The following is a 19,335-nucleotide window of genomic DNA, read 5'->3' as shown; positions in this document are numbered from 1 at the left end:
ATATGAATCCTTATTACTATGTAATTTCCATTAACGGTCTACTATTTTTTTTTAGTATTATATTTTATCTATTTCCTCCTAAAAAAATTAGCTCAATTTATGGATATAGAACACCAAAAACAATGAAAAACGAAACAGTATGGAAATTTGCTAATGCTTTTTTTGTGCAACAATTTTTTAAATATTCGGCAATTTCCTTTATAATGGCTCTTTTATTTGTTTATCTATTTAAGCACGTAAGCTGGCAACCAATGGCTATTATGCTTATATCTTTGGCTGTTTCAGTAGTAAAAACGGAAATAGAGATCGGTAAAAATTTTGACGATAACGGTAACCAAAAATAAACTTCAACAATTCTAAGAAGAACTAGGCTTAAAGTCCCTTTTGTAATAAACTATTTTTTATACTCCTCCTTTAGGATTGAAATATCTTTAATAATTTTCTGTATTTCTTCCTTCTTAGTCCCATCATAAATACCTCTTATTCTTCGTTCTTTATCGATGAGCACGAAATTTTCTGTATGTATAAAATCATTCTCATCTCCGTTTCCTTCATCTAGAACTGCGAAATAACTCTTACGAGCTAAATCATATATGTGCTTCTTGTCACCTGTAGTTACATTCCACTTACTATCAATAACACCCTTCATATCAGCATAATTGCGAAGTACAGAAACACTATCAATGGTTGGAGTAACTGAATGTGACAGAAACGCTATATCATCATCATTTATATAGTAATTTTGTAGGTCTGTCATATTACTAGCCATGACAATACAAATATTCTTACACCTCGTAAAAAAGAAATCTGCTACATAGATTTTATCTTTATAATTATTTTCAGTGATAGTATCTCCATTTTGATTAATCAGTTTAAAGTTTGCTACCGTATGATTTTTTGATTTTCCCCTTAAGGATACATCAACAAGTTTTGGATTAATATCTTTGGGATTAAGTATAGGTAATCTGTTTTCCACCTTTACTAGATGATAGTAAAACGGTAACCCAACAGCCATAAAAACTATAAAAAATATAAACGTATTCTTTGACTTTTTAAAGAACAGTAGATCCATTTTGAATAAATTGTGTATCACAAAAATACAGCTTTAAAAATCGTTTTTATTCCATTGAAACGAAAAGTTTGTTAAAAGAAAAAATAGATTAGGCTTCAAACTTTTAGAACTCTTTTTAAAAACGTACATTTGTCAGATTTTAAAAATATAGAAACGATACGTTTTATGGAAATTTTAATAAAGGCATCTCAATTTATTTTAAGTTTATCACTACTTATAGTTCTTCATGAATTGGGACACTTCATTCCTGCCAAATTATTTAAGACAAAAGTTGAAAAGTTCTATTTATTTTTCGATTATAAATTTTCACTATTTAAAAAGAAAATTGGAGAAACTGTCTATGGAATCGGTTGGATTCCTCTGGGTGGGTATGTTAAAATTGCTGGTATGATTGATGAAAGCATGGATAAGGAGCAAATGAAGCAAGAACCGAAACCATGGGAATTTAGATCGAAGCCAGCTTGGCAACGACTAATCATAATGCTAGGAGGTGTCACCGTAAATTTTATTCTAGGTATTTTAATCTACATCTGTTTATTATGGGGATATGGAGAAAAGTTTATACCTAATGAAAATGTTAAAGATGGTGTTTGGGTACAAGACTCATTAGCTATGAATTTAGGCTTAAAAACTGGAGACAAAATTATAAATATCGATGGTGAAAAGCCAAGAATGTTTCGGGAACTTACAGCCAAATTTATTAATGGGGAAGTATTTTCTATTGAAAGGAATGGAAAAACTATAACAAAACAAATTCCTGAAAACTTTATTGCTCAACTAATCGACAAAAAGGAAAAATTAGAACGTCCTCTAATTTCATTAAGAGTTCCATTCATGATTGCAAAATTGAGTGACAGTTCATTGAATATAAATTCTGGGCTAGAAAAAAAAGATTTAATCGTTGGTGTCAATGGAACAAAACTCAAATACTACGATGAAATTGTTAGTAGTTTTCAAACTTATAAGAATCAAACTATTTCATTAAATGTAAAAAGAGGCGAAGAACTAAAAACAGTAAATGTAAAAATTTCTCAGGAAGGAAAAATAGGTGCCTATCCAGTTAACTTATCTCAAGAACAACTTGAGAGGTTAGGATATTATAAACTAGCTAACTTTAATTACTCTTTTACTGAGGCGATTCCTAAAGGTTTTCAAAAAACTTGGACAACTTTAACAGACTATGTCAAGCAATTGAAAAAAATCTTTAATCCTAGTACTGGAGCTTACAAAGGTTTAGGTGGTTTCTTATCTATCGCAGATGTATTTCCTTCAGCATGGAGTTGGTATGCTTTCTGGAGTATTACTGCCTTTTTATCTATAATGTTAGGTTTCATGAATCTTTTACCAATTCCTGCTTTAGATGGAGGCCATGTAGTGTTTACGCTTTGGGAAATGATTACTGGTAAAAAGCCCAGCGATAAATTTTTAGAATATGCACAGATAATAGGCTTCATTATTTTACTTGCATTACTAATTTTCGCAAATGGTAATGATATTGCCAGAAAATTATTCTAAAAGAACTCATCAATAAAAAGTACTTGATAAAAAACAGCTAGAAACTCTCGAGATATTATCTCGAGAGTTTTTTATTTTTACTAAATGAAACTCCAACCACCTTTTAAAAAAATAATTCATGTTGACATGGATGCTTTTTACGCTTCCGTTGAACAACTAGATAATCCTGAATTAATTGGAAAACCTGTGGCTGTCGGAGGAAGTGAAGTTAGAGGTGTGGTTTCGGCAGCTAGTTATGAAGCTAGAAAATATGGAATTCGATCAGCGATGAGTGGTATTTTGGCTCGAAAAAAATGTCCTCATTTGGTTTTTGTGAAACCTCGTTTTGCTCGATATAAGGAAATCTCTTCTAAAATTAGAACCATTTTTCATGAATATACCGATCTAGTGGAACCTTTATCGCTAGACGAAGCCTATCTAGATGTTACAGAAAATAAAAAAGGAAATCCCTCTGCAAGTTTAATTGCTCAGGAAATACGTAAGAAAATTTGGGAAAAACTTCAACTGAAAGCATCCGCAGGTATCTCTATTAACAAATTCTTAGCCAAAGTGGCCTCCGATTTTAATAAACCTGATGGACAAAAGACTATAAATCCTGATGAAGTTATTAATTTTCTAGAAGAACTCCCAATTAATAAATTTTATGGCATCGGTAAAGTTACAGCAGCCAAAATGCATAATCTTGGCATCTTTGACGGTGCTGATTTAAAGAAAAAATCTCTTGAAGAGCTAACTAAATTGTTTGGAAAATCAGGAAATCATTACTACCATATCGTTCGAGGTATTCAAAAAAACGAAGTGAAACCCGATAGAACTCGCAAATCAATTGCAGCAGAACGCACATTCATAGATAATATTTCTTCTGAAATATATATGCTGGAACGTCTAGAAAGTATTGCAGATGAACTAGAAAAAAGAATGATTAACTCAAAAACGAAAGGAAAAACCATTACCTTAAAAATAAGATACAGCGATTTTACTCAACAAACTCGAAGCAAAACAATTTTAAATTTTATATCAAAAAAAAAGGATTTCTTTCCCTCAGTAAAAGAACTTCTTTTTCAAGAAAATTTAAGAGAATCCGTTAGATTACTTGGCATTTCAATTAGTAACTTGGATAATAACAAACATCCAATATCTATTCAACTTTCTTTCGATTTTTAACTTAAAGGAATTTTTAAAGTAACTCTTGTTCCCTTTGGATCCCCATTTTTCTTTATTAAATCACTGTATTCCAAAGTATAATTGTTCTGAAAACTATCGGAAAAATTTCTCAGCCTTTGTTTTGTTAATTCTATCCCTATTGATTTTCTCTTTAATGATTTATTTGTTTTTATTTTAAAAGCCTGATACCTACCAACACCATTATCTTCGATCTCGATTTGAAAGTAATCATCAGAACATTTAGTTACTTTCAAAGAAACTTTTTTATCGCCTCTCTTTGAAGATAATCCATGCCAAATAGCGTTCTCTAAAAATGGTTGGAGTATTAGTGGTGGAATTTTTACTTTATCAAGATTTATAGCCTCATCAACTTTTTCGATGTAATTTATTTCGTTTGAAAATCTCATGTTTTCAATACTCATATATAATTTCATCGTTTTCAACTCTTCACTTAAACTAACCTCTTTCGTTTTTGAGGACTCTAAAATACTCCTTATTAACTTTGAAAACTTATTTAAATAGAATACTGCATTCTTTTGTTCGTTTTTTATAATATAAAGTTTTATTGAATTTAATGCATTAAAAACAAAATGAGGATTCATTTGACTTTGGAGTGCTTCTTGTTTAAGCATAAGAATTTTCTTTTCATCATTCAGAAGCCTCTGTCCGTATATTGCATAAAGTAAAACACCAAACAAGGCTATCGAAACTAGAGCTATAACTAATACGTTTCTATTACGAGTTAATTTAAGCTTTGTTATCTCATTTTCCTTTGCTAATCCTTTTATCTTATTATTCTTAACTTCATTGTCATATTTATTAATTAAATTATTTACATAAAGTACATTTCTATCATTAAAAGTTTTACGTTCTCCCTCAATTGATTTTTTATAGAACATATAAGCTTTTTTATAATTTTCTTGTAACAAATATATTTCTGAAAGGTACTCGTATGATTTATTAAAAATTTTAGGTAAACCATACTTAATTCCTACTTGAAGAGCTTTTTTAATACTTTTTTCAGCTTCTTTTAATCTTAAAAGTTTTACTTGACAATACCCATAAGTATTATAAAAAATTCCTGAATAATAACTATTATCCATTCCGTCAACTATGGACCTTACTTCTTTAATTACGTCAAAAGCCTTAAGGTATTCCCCTCTCATTATCAAAATATTACTAATACTATTATGACATATAGCTTTCCCTAATTCTGATTTAATCTCCTTATTATACTTTAAAGATAAATTATAGTTTTCCAGCGCAGCGTTAATATCTCCCAGATTTTGATAAGCAAGCCCCATGTTTTGATAATTAATCGCTAAACCTCTTTTATCAGATAATTTTCTTTGAGTAACAATTGCTTCTTCAAATTTATCAAGAGCAAGCTTGTATTGCTTTAAAGTTAGATAAATATTACCTATACTATTTTGAGAGATACTTTTATTACGCATAATATTTTCAGTATCTTCTTCATAATTATTAAGTAATTCAAGAGCATATTGATGATAATTCAATGCACTTCTAATTTTCTCCTGTCTCCTATAAACAACTCCTATAAGATTTAACGTAGTTATTTCTGCAGGAATCTCTTTTATTTTCCTAGAAATGTTTAAAGCTTTATCATGGTTTTCTATTGATTCTCTATATAAAGATTTATTTCTCTGAGCTTTTCCAATCGAATTATATGCATATATTTTCCCAAATTCATTTCCATACTTAAAGCTTTTCTCTAGTAAATTATGTCGATCATAATTACTAAATTTAAAAGGCTCAAAATAAGCCTCCACCTCAAAAAATGTTTGGAATTTCTTTTCAAAATATTCATTAATGATTTCATCATTTTCAGACAGATTATGCTGCCCAAATGCCATAACCGAAAAAAACATTACGAAGAAAAAAACTAGCCCTTTTTTATCCATCAAAGTTAAAATTTATCGAGAAAATCAGATTTTTTTTGTCTTGAAACAGGGATTTTATGCCCTCCCTCTAAAACAACGTAACCATCTGCCTTCAAAAACTCCTTAATTTTATTTAAATTAATAATGAAAGAATTGTGTATTCTAAAAAACTGATCGTCTGGAAGTAATAGGTTTACTTCCTTCAATTTCTTTGTAATTACAATTTTTTTATTCTGTACCATGTATATAGAACTATAATTTCCATCAGATTCTACGTAAATAATTTCTGATTCATCCAAAAATATTAGTTTACCATCTGTACTAATAGTTATTTTTCTTCTATTAAATTGTTCGTTAAAACTCGTTAGAATTTTTTCAAATTTTTGTGTACTGTCTGTTTTTGAATGATACGTTTTTATTCGATTTAACGTTTCTTCTAAATCATCAGAATCAATCGGTTTTAGTAAATAATCTATTGCTTGATTTTTTAATGCTTTTATAGCATACTCGTTATATGCTGTAGTTATGACAACTGCAAAATCTCTCTTTTTTAGCTTTTGTAATAATTTAAAGCCATCCATTGTAGGCATTTCTATATCTAAAAAAAGACAATCTAAACTATTCGAATTTATATAATCTATTGCTTTTTTTTCGTCTGAAAATGTCTTAATCACCTCAATATCACTACTAAAATTAGAAAGTTCCCACTTAAGTCCCTGAATAGCTTTAGGTTCATCGTCAACAATAACTGCTTTTAACATGTATTACTTTTGTACCAAATGTACCTTAATAAAAATTAAAAATAAAATGGTTTTTTGATAATTAGCTACAAAAAACATTAATTTATGACCTTATATAAAATTAATCACTCCATTTATACAACTGAAACAACTAACTATACATAACCGTTTCACCAAACTGTTTTTTAGTCGCATCTTTGTAGTGTATTATACAAGGGGAATCATTTTGATAATTGGGGGATTAGTCAAAAATGATAATTAAATTGAGAGGTATTGTTTTAACAATACCTTTCTTTTTTTTACACATCTAGCATTATTATTTTTTTACAGCATAAAAAAAACTGTTTCATATATTATATGAAACAGTTTTTTTTTATACTAATAAACAATGTTTATACCTCAAAAGGAACTATAGAAACATACGATTTATTATCTCTTTTCTTTTGAAACTTCACAACACCATCAACTCTTGCATGTAAAGTATGATCTTTACCCATGTATACATTTTCTCCTGGATTGTGTTGAGTACCTCTTTGACGAACAATAATATTACCAGCAATTGCCGCTTGCCCTCCGAAGATTTTTACACCTAAACGTTTCGATTCCGATTCACGACCGTTTTTCGAACTACCGACACCTTTTTTATGAGCCATCTTTTAAGTTTTTAAGGTTAATTATTTACTTAATACTTCAATTAATTCAGCTTTCTTAAGAGAAGTGTATCCACTGATACCTTTTTCTTTTGCTAAAGCCTTTAATTCAGAGACAGTTTTTGAGCTTAAATCATTAGCGTCTACTACTTCCTCTGCTTTGGGAGCTTCTTTCTTAGCTACTGCTTTTTTTACACCTGAACTAGCAATTGCTTCAATCTGAATTTCAGTTAAGTATTGTCTGTGTCCATTTTTTTTCTTGTAACCTTTTCTTCTCTTCTTTTTGAAAACAATTACTTTATCACCTTTTAAGTGACCTAAAATCTTAGCAGTAACTCCTGCTCCTTCTATAGCTGGGGCGCCAACTGTTATACTTCCACTTTCTTCTATAAGCATTACTTTATCAAAAGTTACTTTTGATCCTTCTGCTTCTTGTAAGCGGTGAACGTATACTTTTTGGTCTTTTGCTACTTTAAATTGCTGCCCTGCTATCTCTACGATTGCGTACATACTTCTTATTTTGCGTTTATACATTAACACGCAACTCTATAATAGAATTGCGGGTGCAAATATAGTTGTTATTTCTTTAACTCACAATCTACTAGTCATAAAAGCAACAATTCATTTTTAAAAAAATAAAAAAAAGTTATTTTTTGTAACTAATAACCAAAATATGAGTCATATTTTTGATAATTAATAAAGTAAATTAAAAGTAATAGATGAAAAAAAATATTTTCACTCTTGCTGCCACTGTTGCATTTGTTCTTGCATCGAACGCACAGAAGGTTGATTTTGAAGAGTACGACTTAACTAATGGAATGCATGTAATTCTTCATCAAGACAATACTGCACCGATCGTAACAACATCAGTAATGTATCATGTTGGAGCCAAAGATGAAGAACCTAATCGTACAGGAATGGCTCATTTTTTTGAGCATTTATTATTTGAAGGCACTAAAAACATAAAAAAGGGAGATTGGTTCAAGATTGTATCCTCTAACGGAGGAACCAACAATGCAAATACAACAGATGATCGAACATACTATTATGAAGTTTTTCCATCAAATAATTTAGAATTAGGTTTATGGATGGAATCAGAAAGATTAATGCATCCTGTTATAAAACAAGAAGGAGTTGACACTCAAAATGAAGTGGTCAAAGAAGAAAAGCGTTTAAGAGTTGATAACCAGCCCTATTCTCGCTTTCTTGAAAATGTTAAAAAACATATGTTTAAGAAACATCCTTATAAGGGTACTACAATTGGGAAAATGAAACATCTTGATGCAGCAACTTTAGATGAATTTCTTGCTTTTAATAAAAAATTCTATATTCCAAACAATGCTACCCTAGTAGTAGCTGGAGATATTAACATTCAAGAAACTAAAAAATTAATCAAAGCATATTTTGGACCGATACCTAAAGGGAAAAATATTATAAGAAATTTTCCTAAGGAAGACCCTATAGAAAAAGAATTTAAAGCAAAGGCTTATGATCCAAACATTCAAATACCCGCTATAGTTGCAGCATACAGAACTCCCTCAATGAAGACAAGAGATGCTCGTGTATTAGATATGATTTCTTCCTATTTAAGCAGTGGTAAAAGCTCTGTACTATATAAAAAACTTGTTGACAAGAAAAAAATGGCATTTCAAGCTGGTGCTTTTAATTTAAGTCAAGAAGATTATGGAACCTACATCTTATATGCGCTTCCATTAGGAGCGAATACACTTGATGATCTAATAAAAGAAATTGATGTAGAAATTGATAAAATTCAAAATGAATTAATTTCTGAAAAAAGCTTTCAAAAGTTACAAAACAAGTTTGAAAATGATTTTGTAAACTCAAACTCAAACATCGAGGGCATTGCCAATTCATTAGCTCGATTTAACGTACTTTATGGCAACACTAACCTTATTAATACAGAGATCGATATTTACAGATCCATCACAAGAAAAGAAATTCAAACAGTAGCTCAAAAGTACTTAAATAAGAAACAACGCTTGGTAATGGAGTATTTGCCAGAGTCAAAAAAATAATTCCAGTAACTAGACATAATATGAAGAAAATTATAGCATCAGCAGTAGCATTGGTAACCATGTCTTTTGCTGTTACAGCGCAACAAATAGATAGAAGTATCCAACCGAAACCAGGGCCTTCCCCTAAAATTAAATTAGGGAAAGCTCAAAAATTTAATCTATCAAACGGATTAAAAGTTATTATGGTTGAAAACCATAAACTTCCGCGTGTCTCAGCATCATTAACTATTGATAACCCCCCTTTAATTGAAGGAAATAAGGCTGGAGTATCTGAATTAATGGGAGACCTTCTAGGAAGCGGCACTTCAAAAATTTCAAAAGACAATTTTAATGAACGTATTGATTATTTAGGCGCTTCTATTTTTTACAAAAGTAATGGAGCATATGCCTCATCGTTAACCAAATACTTTACTGAAATATTAGAATTAATGGCTGAAGGTGTTAAGGATCCTCTATTTACTAAAGAGGAATTTGATAAAGCTGTAGAAAGGACGCTAGAAGGTATTAAATCCAATGAAAAAAATGTAAAAGCAATAGCAAGAAGGGTAGAAAACGCATTAGTGTATGGTAAAAATCATCCTTATGGAGAGTTCATCACAAAAGAAAGTATTAATCAAATTACTTTGGAAGATGTAAAAAATAATTACACTACTTACTACAAACCTAATAATGCTTATTTAGTTATCGTTGGTGATATTGACACTAAAAAAACTAAAAAACTAGTAGAAAAATATTTTGATTCATGGAAAAAAGGAGTTATTCCATCATCAACAACACCAAAACCTAAAAATGTAAGTGCCACAGAAATCAATTTTATTGATATGCCAAACGCTGTTCAATCTGAAGTTTCTGTAATTAACTCAATAGACCTAACTTTAGGAGATAAAGATTACTATGCTGCATTATTAGCTAATAATATTCTTGGAGGTGGTGGAACAGCTCGTTTATTCATGAATTTACGAGAAGACAAAGGGTACACCTACGGGTCTTATTCAAACATATCTCAAGATAAATTAGAAGGAGCAGGAACCTTTAAGGCTAGTGCTGCCGTTAGAAATGTTGTTACTGACAGCGCTGTAGTTGAAATTCAAAAAGAAATCAATAAAATACGATACCAAAAGGCTTCAAAGGAAGAGCTTAAAAATTCAAAAGCTAAATACATTGGTAATTTCGTAAGGAATGTTCAAAAACCAAAAACAATTGCCCGATTTGCTTTGAATATAGCTAAATACAATTTACCCGATAATTTCTATGAAGATTATCTAAAAAACATTAATGCAGTTACTTTAGAGGAGGTTCAAAATGCAGCTTTAAAATATTTTAAAGGAGATAATGCTCGAATAATTATTACAGGTAAAGGTCTTGATGTACTTAAAAATCTAGAAAAAAACTCCGATTATACAATTAATTATTACGATAAATACGGAGAACCAACATCAAAACCTGCAATGAAAAAAGAGATTCCTGCTGGAGTTACAAAAGAAAGTATTTTGAATAAATACTTTGATGCTTTAGGTGGTGTTAATAAAATTAAATCCCTTTACTCAACATTTACTACTTACGAGGGCGAAGCAGCAGGTAATAAGATTAAGAACATTGAAAAAAGAACTGCGTCAAACTATGAAAATTCTCTTGGGATGAATGATAATATAATGATGAGAATGATCATGAATAAAGAATCTGTAAAAATTAATGGACAACCATTACCTGCAGATATGGCAACTGAAATGACTTTTTCACTTGGAGTATTTCCTGAAATCGGATATTTAAAAGATGAAAACACAAAACTAACAGGAATTGAATCAGTTAATAGTCAAGAAGCCTATGTGATATCTCGGAAAGGAAAAATAATATCATGGACCTCTTATTACGATTCAAAAAGTGGTTTAAAAATTAAAGAAATTCAAACAACCAATATGGGAGGGACGGCACAAAATCAAGAAACTGTTTATAGTGACTACAAGCAGTTTAATGGTGTTCTTTTTCCTTCTAAAAAAACGGGAAATTTAGGCCCACAGAGCATAAATCTAATACTGATTGATGCCAAAGTAAATGAAGGCGTTTCCGATGCTGACTTTAAATAAAAAATTCCTTTTTAAGAGTCAAGTTTTCTCTTGACTCTTTTTATTTTTTCTTATTTACCATATAAACCCCTAATAATATAACCAGTGCGGCTATTATCTGAATTCCACTTAGCTTCTCTCCATCAATTACGCCCCATATAACAGCTACAACTGGTATTAAGTAAGTTACAGACGTTGAAAAGATTGGCGAAGAAATCTGAATTAACTTATTAAATATTATTTTGGCCATCACCGTTCCGAATATAGCTAATATGAATATATATATAAGTGCTGTCTTTGTTTGAGATGTTAACTCAAATGACCCAGGAAAGTCAGAGTAAAAAAGTATTATTAAAGCTGGAATAATAATAAAAATGAAGTTGCCTACTGTGATGGCTAAAGCATCTAAATCTTGTAAATACTTTTTAATAATATTTACATTAAATGCATAACCAAAAGATGAAATAATTGGCAATAAAGCATACCAATAATTTTGATTAGGATTCATAGTTGCTCCTTGAGAAATCAAAACAATAGTCCCACATAAACCGATAAATATTCCCACTAATTGCTCTTTTTTAAAATTGAAACTAAAAAAAGTAGCTCCTATCCATAAAGCATTAAAAGGTGTAATTGAATTTAATATTGAAGCTATGGAACTATCAATACCCATGATCGCATAAGCATACATAAAAGCTGGGAAAAACGTACCCAAAAGTGAACTTATTAAAATCCACTTCCATTGTTTTTTTTTTATTGATTTAATTGATGAATAGCCTATAATTAACAAGAAAAAACCTGCTATAACCAGTCTTAATGCACCAACTTGAATAGGAGTTAAGCCAATAAGAGCTCTTTTCATAAGGATAAAAGAACTACCCCAAACAAGAGAAAGCGTAATGAGGTATAACCATTTTTGGTGATTAATAAGCATTTAAATTTATTTTGGATACAAAAATCGACTATTTATATAGTATAATATTATATTATTGATAAATTTGTATAATAACCCAATAGTCTAAAGTGATGAAAATTGAAAAATTACTAATAGTATTTGCCTTTATATGTCTGATCATTACAAGCTGTAAAAAATCAGAAAATAAAGATACTGAACCTCAGAAGAATGAGTTAACCACTAAAATAGAAGAAGCTAGCTTTACCGTATCAGGGATGACCTGTGAAATCGGTTGTGCAAAGATTATTGCTTCAAAACTCTCTAAAAAAGATGGTATAATTGATGCTAAAGTATCTTTTGAAAATGGTACTGCCAATGTAAAATATGATAGCAATAGAACCGACAAGAAAGATATTATTAAATTTATTGATGGAATTGCTGACGGTGAAACATACAAAGCTGAAGAATTTACAGGAGAAAAAATAAGTTGCAAGAAAGAATGTGAAAAAAATTGCAAAAAAGAGTGTGCAACGAACTCTGATAAAACACCCTCTGTTAAATGTGAGAAAAAATGCTGTGTAAAAGATGATGATAAAAAAGTCGCCTGTGCAGATGATTGTCAAAAAAACTGTTGTTCTAAAGCATAATTAAAATAAAGCAAAATAAAAAAGCGGCTAGTATTTTTAAAAATACTAGCCGCTTTTTTTATTTTGTATAATAACGATCAGTTTACAACAACATTGACAGACTCACTTGCTCTTCTCTCCAACTCCGCCTGAAATTCCTCCATAACAGGCTTGACTGTACTCTCTGGAATATCTATTATCTTGATATACATTAAACCATCAACTGCATTGTTAAATTTGGGATCTACATTAAACGCTACCAACCTTGCATTTTGCTTAACATATTTCTTAATTAATACAGGCATTCTTAAGGCACCTGGTTCAATTTCATCAATTATCTTATCAAACTTCTGAAGATCTGCTTCTGTTTCATCAAAAACGAAATCTTTATCTGTATCTTTTAATTTTACCTTAAACTCTTTCTTTGGATGGATGTATTGTGCTATATATGGATCGTAGTAATGTGACTTCATAAACTCGATCATAAGTGATTTCGAAAACTCAGAAAACTGATTACTAATACTCACACCCCCTATTAGGTATTTATGGTCAGGATAACGAAGTGTTACATGAACAATTCCTTTCCATAGAAGAAATAAAGGCATTGGTTTTTGCTGATATTGTTTCACGATAAAAGCCCTTCCCATTTCAATAGAAGACTCCATCATTGAATATAGCTCTGGCTCTATTCTAAACAACGTCTGAATATAGAATCCATTAATACCCAATTTCTTATAGATTTCTTTTCCAATACCCATTCTATAAGCTCCGACAAGACAATTTGCATCACTATCCCAAAGGAACATATGGTAATAATATTTGTCGTATTTATCTAAATCTAGTGATTTATTGCTTCCTTCCCCAACCTCTCTAAATGTGATCTCTCGTAATCTTCCTATCTCATGGAGGAGATTCGGTATTTGCTTAGCACTGGAAAAAAACACCTCATAATTCTTACTCTTCAATAATCTAGCATCTGATGCTCGAAGTTTTTCTACCTCCTTAATAAATAAATCTGGATTTTTTTGACTAGATATATTTTTTGCTTTCTTAGGAATTTTCAAATGTTGCGATGACAAAATTTTTTGAGAAGATTTTTCATATGGATTAGCTAACATATATGTTTTTCTTCTTAAAAACTGATAAAAATCGGGGATTTCTGGATAAGCTTCTTGATCTTTTACCAAAATAGGCTTTCCTATCCTTACTTTTATAATTCTATTTTTCTGAGAAAGTAACTCAGAAGGCAACTTAGCCGTGCGTAATGTATCACTAATCTTAGATAAAAAATAAAATAATTTACTATTTTTTGCATGAAAGTATATGGGTATAACAGGTACCTTTGCTTTTTTAATCAAGCGAACAGCTCCTTCCTCCCACTCTTTGTCAACCATAAGTTTACCATCACGATAGGTAGATACCTCTCCTGCTGGAAAAATTCCTAAAGGCTTTCCTTCTCTTAAATGAAGGAGCGCGTTTTTTATACCAGAAACACTTGATTTAGCGTCTTTATGGTTCTCAAAAGGGTTTACAGGCATAACATAAGGCTTCAATGGCTCAACCCGATGCAATAAAAAGTTAGCTATTATTTTGTAATCGGCTCTATGCTCAACTAAAAGTTTTAATAAAAGAATACCATCTATACCTCCCAATGGATGATTGGATATTGTTATAAATGGTCCATCCTTAGGTATTCTCTTTAAATCTTCCTCAGGAATTTCAAATTCTATTTGAAATTCATTCAACAATCCATTTAAAAACGGTAAATCTTTCTTATGCTTATGCTTGTTATAGACTTCATTTGCCTTCGAAATCCTCAAAATTTTCATCAATAACCATCCTGAAAACACTCCTAAAACTCCAAACTTATCTGTACCAATTGCTTTCGCTAATTCTTTTGGTGTTACTAATCCCATTATTTAGATTAAGTTAAACATAACTACAAATATAGGGTAAATTTGCGAGGTTTACGTGCTTTCTTCAATGACTAATTGCGCCGTTTTTGTATTTATTTGTCTTATTAGTGATTTTCCTTTTTGCCTTATCAAGTCAATCGCATCATCATCAAAATGTCTTATGGTATATAAAGTTACTCCTTTGTAGGCTTTTATATTATAAATATGTTTAAGCTCTTGGTAAAACTCATCAAAATTATTAAATTTATCGTCTACGCATACTGAAAAACTCAATGCTGAATTTTGCACTAAATTAACCTTTAATCTATGCTTATGTAATTTTTCAAATACCTGGCTAATGTTATTTTCCACCATAAATGAAAAATCTTTAACTGAGATAGAAATCAAAATCTGATTCTTCTTAACGATATAACAAGATATTAAAGGTCTCAATGAAACCCCTTTACTAACTCTTGTCCCTTTTTTATCAAGATGATCGAATGACCTTACATATAAAGGTATATTTCTCTTTTCTAGAGGCTGAATTGTTTTTGGATGAATTACAGAGGCTCCATAAAAAGCCATCTCAATTGCCTCAGAATATGAAATTTCCTTTAACAACTCTGTTTTTGAAAACACTCTTGGATCTGCATTTAAAACCCCCTCAACATCTTTCCAAATAGTTACACTATGCGCATTTAAACAAAAAGCGAAAATTCCTGCTGTATAATCGGAACCTTCTCTACCCAATGTTGTTGTTGTATCATTGTTTCTACCTATAAAACCTTGTGTTATATTTAACCTTTGAACATCAACATTACCCTTTATTATTTTTTCTGTAGAACTCCAATTAATTTTTGCGTCTCTGTAATTAGAGTCTGTTTTTAGATACTCTCTAACATCTAGCCAATTATTTTCGATTCCGATACTTTTTAAATAAAAACTAACAATCGTAGTTGACAACAATTCTCCATAACCTACAATTTGATCATAAACATAATTATAGTCTCTAGATTCATTTTGAATCATAAATCCATTTAATTCCCCTAACAATTCATTAACTCTATTTTTAACATTCTCACTGTCTATTTCAAATAAATCTTTAATAATATTAAAATGAAAATCATAAATGAAAGTTAAAGCTTCATTCAAATTATTTTGTCGGTTATAATAGGCGTCAATTAATACTTCAAAAGCATTTGTCATTTTCCCCATTGCTGAGATAACTACCAAGGTACTATCTGTTCCTTCTTGTTGTAATACTCTTACAACATTTCTTACAGCGGAAGCATTTTTTACAGATGCTCCTCCAAACTTAAATATTCTCATTATTTAGTTTTTCTTCACAAATTCTTTTAATCCAGTTTCATTCATATGCACAACTTGCCAACTATCTAAAATAGTAGCACCTGTACTTTCGTAAAAACCAACAGCACTTTTATTCCAATCCAACACTTCCCAAGATACTCTTTTACACCCCTGAAGGTCTGCATATTTCAGTACTTCTGTATACAAGGCTTTACCTGCTCCAATTCCTCTATGAGATTTTGTTACCATTAGGTCTTCTAGATGAATTATTCTTCCTTTCCAAGTTGAATACCTTTCAAAAAAAAGAGCCATTCCAATAACAAATCCATCAGAATCCTCAGCAACAAATGTTTTAAACTTTGAATTTGAGGAGAAACCATCTCGAATTAAATGATCTTCGGTTACCTCAACTTCATTCGGTAATTTTTCAAATTCAGCTAATTCTTTAATCAATCTAAGAATTGCATTTACATCATGTACCTCACCTTTTCTAATAACAAAATTCATTGTTGATTTTTTCGTAAAGATACTTTGAAAACACTTTTTTAAAAATAATCCTATGATTTAAAACATATCATTTTAATTTGTTGAAAATTTTAAAGTTTAAAATTGTTTCAGAACCTAAAAAGTTGAGATATTTGTATGTAAAACCAGAGAATTTTTAAACTATGAATAACAAGCATACCACACTTGGTGAATTTATCATCAACAATCAAAAATCTTTTAAATATTCCTCAGGGGAACTTTCGCGTTTAATAAACTCAATTCGTTTGGCAGCAAAAGTAGTGAACCACGAAATTAGAAAAGCAGGATTAGTTGATATCACTGGTGCTGCTGGAGATATTAATATTCAAGGTGAAGCTCAACAAAAATTAGACGTATTAGCGAATGATTTATTTAAACAAACCTTGATAAACAGAGAAATTGTTTGTGGTATCGCAAGTGAAGAAGAGGATAGTTACGTTATTGTTGAAGGTAAAAATAAAACAAACGAAAACAAATATGTTTTACTTATGGACCCCTTAGATGGCTCCTCTAACATCGATGTAAATGTTTCTGTCGGAACAATTTTTTCTATTTATCGAAGGGTCTCTCCTGTCGGAACACCAGTGACAGAAGATGATTTCTTACAAAAAGGCAGTGAACAAGTTGCAGCTGGTTATGTAGCCTATGGCACTTCAACTATGTTGGTATTTACCTCTGGAAGCGGCGTTAACGGTTTTACACTAAACCCAGCTATTGGAACTTTTTACTTATCTCACCCAAACATGAAATTTCCTGAAATAGGAAAAATATACTCCGTAAGCGAAGGTTATTTTACTCATTTTCAAGAAGGAATGAAGCGATTTTTAATTCACTGTAAAGAATTAAACAAAAAAGACAATAGACCTTACACCGCAAGATATATTGGATCTTTAGTTTCAGATTTTCACAGAAACTTAATCAAGGGTGGCGTGTATATATACCCCGCAACCGCTATTAATCCAAATGGTAAATTACGTTTACTTTATGAATGTAATCCAATGGCTTTTATTTGCGAGCAAGCCGGAGGGACCGCTTCTGATGGATTTACAAGAATTCTTGACATTAAACCAACGGAACTTCATCAAAGAGTACCTTTTTATTGTGGCAGTAAACAACTGGTTTCAAAAGCAGAAGGCTTCATGCAAGAATTTTCATCGAAAGAAAAGCCTGTTTACGAATAGAATTCATTATTTTTATAAGAAAGGTATTTTACACAAAGCGAATGGTTGTTTGCCTTGTTTTTTTACCCTAACTTTACCTACGTAAAATCAAAAAAATAAAACTTTTAAAAATTAAGAAATTATGGCTTTTGAATTACCAGAATTAGGATACGCGTATAATGCTTTAGAGCCTCATATAGATGCTAGAACGATGGAAATACACCATAGCAAACACCATGCGGGCTATACAAATAAATTAAATACAGCAATTGAAGGAAGTGATCTTGCAGAAAAATCTATTGAAGATATTCTCTTGAACTTGGACATGAACAATTCAGCAGTTAGAAATAACGGTGGTGGTTTCTATAATCACTCTTTATTTTGGTCAGTTATGAATCCTGAAGATAGAGGTTACTTGTCTGGAGAGTTAAAAGAAGCTATTGAAGCTGAGTTTGGGTCGAAAGACGAGTTTATTAATGCTTTTTCCAAAGCCGCTGCTACTCAATTTGGTTCAGGATGGGCTTGGTTGTGCGTACATAAAGGAGGGAAAGTTGAAGTGTGCTCTACACCAAATCAAGATAATCCGTTAATGCCAAATGTTTCATGTGGTGGGACCCCTATATTAGGACTTGATGTATGGGAACATGCTTATTATTTAAACTACCAAAATCGTCGTCCAGACTATATTGAAGCTTTTTTCAATGTAATTAATTGGAATGAAGTTGAAAGAAGATATTCTGCTGCCAAATAAAAATAACAATAACAAGAAAAATATGTCATCGACACATATTTTTCTTGTTATTTTCTTATAACTTTAATTCTATTGTTAGTTCGAACAATAGCTTGTTCATTTTTCCAATCAATCCATTTTTGTCCCTTTAATCTTCTCATAATGTTATCGATTGTTCGCATTATGAAGACATTATAAATGGCTTTTCCTAAATTTTTAGGAGTTCTCGCAATAGCTCTTAAACTCATAGAAAATCCTGGGGTTATGTACCTCATATAATGCCACCATCCTTCTGGCATATACAAAACATTTCCATGTTCTAACTCTGCAACATATCCCTTTACTTTTTTTAATGCAGGCCATTTTTCAAAATCGGGATCATTAAAATCGATATCTTCTCTTGTAATTAATGAGTTTGGAATTTTATAAAGATATTTATTTTGCTTTTGGTCAAACAAAATACACTTTTTTTTGCCTTCAAAATGAAAATGAAAAATATTAGCTAAATCAATATCATAGTGCATAAATGTATATGAATTCTTACCTCCAAAGAATAACATTGGTAATCCTTTCATTAGCCTTAGTCCAAAATCAGGAAACTTAAAGTCTTTTTGAAGTTGCGGCACTTCTTTAAGAATATTCCACAGAAAAATTCTAAATTTTGTAGGTTCTTTTTTTAATAAATCTACGTACTCGCTCATTTTCATGACAGCGTGTGGTTCATTAAACCCGTCCTTATAATCGACAGGTCTGTCATCATATAAAGGAACCTTCTTGTCTCCAGCAATGTCTTTCATATAGTCTAGTGACCATTTTGAATACGCGGGCCAATCTTCTATAAATCGCTCAATTACAACTGGTTTCTGAGGTTTAAAATATTTTTTTATAAAATCCTCCTTTGTAATAGTTTCAACTCTATCAACTTTTGTTAATTGTAGTCCCATTGATTCCATTTTTTCTATGTGTAAAATTAAGAAATTGTTATGAAATTTTTTGTATTATACTTTGTAAAAAAAATTGTTTTTGGTATGTATACTTACTTTTCAGGGAAAAAG

General features: G+C 30.7%; 18 protein-coding genes. 8 read left to right on the top strand and 10 right to left on the bottom strand.

All coding sequences use genetic code 11. The annotated features are described in order from the left end of the window. Positions 1–2: 2 nt before the first annotated feature. Positions 3–344 carry an SdpI family protein gene (locus AC2GW8_RS10685; RefSeq protein WP_440879860.1) on the top strand — a complete coding sequence of 114 codons (342 nt, stop codon included), beginning with the start codon at positions 3–5 and terminating at the stop codon, positions 342–344. A 50-nt stretch (positions 345–394) separates the two neighbouring features. Here the strand turns inward: AC2GW8_RS10685 and AC2GW8_RS10680 are convergent, their stop codons facing one another. Continuing rightward, positions 395–1,072, bottom strand: coding sequence for an SCO family protein (locus tag AC2GW8_RS10680; protein ID WP_440879859.1), 678 nt, complete (start codon positions 1,070–1,072; stop codon positions 395–397). A 165-nt stretch (positions 1,073–1,237) separates the two neighbouring features. Here AC2GW8_RS10680 and rseP point away from each other — a divergent pair, with 165 nt between their 5' ends. Continuing rightward, complete coding sequence (gene rseP / locus AC2GW8_RS10675) at positions 1,238–2,587, top strand: RIP metalloprotease RseP (RefSeq protein ID WP_440879858.1); 1,350 nt, start codon at positions 1,238–1,240, stop codon at positions 2,585–2,587. A gap of 84 nt (positions 2,588–2,671) precedes the next feature. Further along, positions 2,672–3,751, top strand: coding sequence for a DNA polymerase IV (gene dinB, locus AC2GW8_RS10670; protein WP_440879857.1), 1,080 nt, complete (start codon positions 2,672–2,674; stop codon positions 3,749–3,751). Here the strand turns inward: dinB and AC2GW8_RS10665 are convergent. The 4 genes from AC2GW8_RS10665 to rplU form a co-directional block, all read right to left on the bottom strand. Next, positions 3,748–5,673 (bottom strand): tetratricopeptide repeat-containing sensor histidine kinase, encoded by a 1,926-nt coding sequence (locus AC2GW8_RS10665; protein WP_440879856.1) that lies wholly within the window; start codon positions 5,671–5,673, stop codon positions 3,748–3,750. The genes dinB and AC2GW8_RS10665 overlap by 4 nt on opposite strands. 5 nt (positions 5,674–5,678) lie before the next feature. Then, the gene (locus AC2GW8_RS10660) at positions 5,679–6,413 is read right to left on the bottom strand and encodes a LytR/AlgR family response regulator transcription factor (protein WP_440879855.1); all 735 of its coding nucleotides are present in this window, start codon (positions 6,411–6,413) and stop codon (positions 5,679–5,681) included. Between the two features lie 371 nt (positions 6,414–6,784). Further along, positions 6,785–7,045, bottom strand: a complete 261-nt coding sequence (rpmA, locus tag AC2GW8_RS10655; RefSeq protein WP_440879854.1) for a 50S ribosomal protein L27 — start codon at positions 7,043–7,045, stop codon at positions 6,785–6,787. A gap of 21 nt (positions 7,046–7,066) precedes the next feature. Then, entirely contained in the window at positions 7,067–7,552 is a 486-nt protein-coding gene (rplU, locus tag AC2GW8_RS10650) for a 50S ribosomal protein L21 (RefSeq protein WP_440879853.1), read from the bottom strand. A gap of 209 nt (positions 7,553–7,761) precedes the next feature. Between rplU and AC2GW8_RS10645 the strand changes: the two genes are divergently transcribed. Together AC2GW8_RS10645 and AC2GW8_RS10640 are read left to right on the top strand one after the other, a co-directional pair. Then, positions 7,762–9,078 carry a M16 family metallopeptidase gene (locus AC2GW8_RS10645; RefSeq protein WP_440879852.1) on the top strand — a complete coding sequence of 439 codons (1,317 nt, stop codon included), beginning with the start codon at positions 7,762–7,764 and terminating at the stop codon, positions 9,076–9,078. Positions 9,079–9,098: 20 nt separating this feature from the next. After that, complete coding sequence (locus AC2GW8_RS10640; protein WP_440879851.1) at positions 9,099–11,162, top strand: insulinase family protein; 2,064 nt, start codon at positions 9,099–9,101, stop codon at positions 11,160–11,162. 40 nt (positions 11,163–11,202) lie between these two features. On the opposite strand, the gene AC2GW8_RS10635 is transcribed toward AC2GW8_RS10640, so the two are convergent. Next, a complete protein-coding gene (locus AC2GW8_RS10635) occupies positions 11,203–12,075 on the bottom strand; it encodes a DMT family transporter (RefSeq protein ID WP_440879850.1) in 873 nt (290 codons plus the stop codon). A 92-nt stretch (positions 12,076–12,167) separates the two neighbouring features. Here AC2GW8_RS10635 and AC2GW8_RS10630 point away from each other — a divergent pair, with 92 nt between their 5' ends. Further along, positions 12,168–12,683 (top strand): heavy-metal-associated domain-containing protein, encoded by a 516-nt coding sequence (locus AC2GW8_RS10630; protein WP_440879849.1) that lies wholly within the window; start codon positions 12,168–12,170, stop codon positions 12,681–12,683. Positions 12,684–12,760: 77 nt separating this feature from the next. On the opposite strand, the gene AC2GW8_RS10625 is transcribed toward AC2GW8_RS10630, so the two are convergent. From AC2GW8_RS10625 to AC2GW8_RS10615, 3 genes are read right to left on the bottom strand one after another with little or no spacing between them, the layout of a single operon-like run. Continuing rightward, entirely contained in the window at positions 12,761–14,578 is a 1,818-nt protein-coding gene (locus tag AC2GW8_RS10625; RefSeq protein ID WP_440879848.1) for a lysophospholipid acyltransferase family protein, read from the bottom strand. Between the two features lie 51 nt (positions 14,579–14,629). Continuing rightward, positions 14,630–15,886: an aspartate kinase gene (locus tag AC2GW8_RS10620; protein WP_440879847.1), complete on the bottom strand. Its 1,257-nt coding sequence runs from the start codon at positions 15,884–15,886 to the stop codon at positions 14,630–14,632. Positions 15,887–15,889: 3 nt separating this feature from the next. Beyond that, positions 15,890–16,372, bottom strand: coding sequence for a GNAT family N-acetyltransferase (locus AC2GW8_RS10615; protein WP_440879846.1), 483 nt, complete (start codon positions 16,370–16,372; stop codon positions 15,890–15,892). A gap of 161 nt (positions 16,373–16,533) precedes the next feature. Here AC2GW8_RS10615 and fbp point away from each other — a divergent pair, with 161 nt between their 5' ends. After that, positions 16,534–17,571, top strand: a complete 1,038-nt coding sequence (gene fbp, locus AC2GW8_RS10610; protein ID WP_440879845.1) for a class 1 fructose-bisphosphatase — start codon at positions 16,534–16,536, stop codon at positions 17,569–17,571. 121 nt (positions 17,572–17,692) lie between these two features. Next, positions 17,693–18,301 (top strand): superoxide dismutase, encoded by a 609-nt coding sequence (locus tag AC2GW8_RS10605; protein WP_440879844.1) that lies wholly within the window; start codon positions 17,693–17,695, stop codon positions 18,299–18,301. Positions 18,302–18,348: 47 nt separating this feature from the next. Here the strand turns inward: AC2GW8_RS10605 and AC2GW8_RS10600 are convergent, their stop codons facing one another. After that, positions 18,349–19,224: a cupin-like domain-containing protein gene (locus tag AC2GW8_RS10600; RefSeq protein WP_440879843.1), complete on the bottom strand. Its 876-nt coding sequence runs from the start codon at positions 19,222–19,224 to the stop codon at positions 18,349–18,351. Positions 19,225–19,335 lie beyond the last annotated feature (111 nt).

This window comes from Tenacibaculum profundi, assembly GCF_057162725.1.
The sequence above is the reverse complement of the archived record's forward strand: the minus strand, read 5'-3'. Positions and strand labels throughout refer to the sequence as shown.